We start from the raw sequence: 788 nt of genomic DNA on the forward strand, positions 1-788 counted from the left end.
CCACTCCAATTCCGCCACGTCGACCCCGTAGTGGTCGGCGAACACGTCCGGAACGAGCGACCCGCGGAGCCAGACGCGCTCTTTTCGCGCGCCGCCGACTTCGTCTTCGAGTCTGACCGCCGGGTGTTCGTGGGCCGAACAGACCACGTCGGCGGCGAGCACCTCCCGTGAGGGCCACGTGTGGCCGTGGCAGAAGCCCACGTCGCCGAGTCGGACGCCGGAACGGGCGGTCACCTCGACGCGGTCATCGAAGAAGTCCGCGAGGCCGCCGTCGTGATTACCGGGGACGAGCGTCATCTCGGCGCAGTCGGTCACGGCGTCGACGAGGTCACGCAGCTCTTCGGCTTCGTCGCCTTTCGGGTCGCCGATGCGGTGGCCGAGGTCGCCGAGGACGACCAGACGGTCGGCTCCGGTTCGGTCGAGAAGCGACAGCAGTCGCTCGCGGCGGACGGCGGCGTTCGACGGGAGTTCGACCCCCCGTTCGTACCGCAGTCCGGACTCGATACCGGCGTGGTAGTCGGCGACGACGAGTGAACGCTCGGGGAACCCGCGGCGCGTTGTTCGGGCGACAGCGGCGGGATGGCCGGGAATCGGTTCGACGAGCGGCTCGGACACGACTTAGATAGCTTTCAGCACGCCGTCCTGCGGTTCGTAGCACCGACCGCCGAGAAGCGCCTCCTGAATGGCGTCTTCGACCGCTTCGGGGTCCGCGCCGTACTCGTCGACGACGGCAGCGAGCACGTCGTCGTGGTCCGCGCCGTCGCCGTCGTCGAGGTCTTCCATCGTTT

General features: G+C 68.8%; 1 protein-coding gene. It reads right to left on the minus strand.

The window, feature by feature from the left end; translation table 11 throughout:
* On the minus strand, nt 1–615 hold a 615-nt coding region (locus D3D02_RS18135; RefSeq protein ID WP_147435702.1), incomplete at its 3' end, for a metallophosphoesterase.
* Nucleotides 616–788 lie beyond the last annotated feature (173 nt).

Origin of the sequence: Halobellus sp. Atlit-38R (genome assembly GCF_003665925.1) — an archaeon.
Classification (GTDB): domain Archaea; phylum Halobacteriota; class Halobacteria; order Halobacteriales; family Haloferacaceae; genus Haloquadratum; species Haloquadratum inordinatus.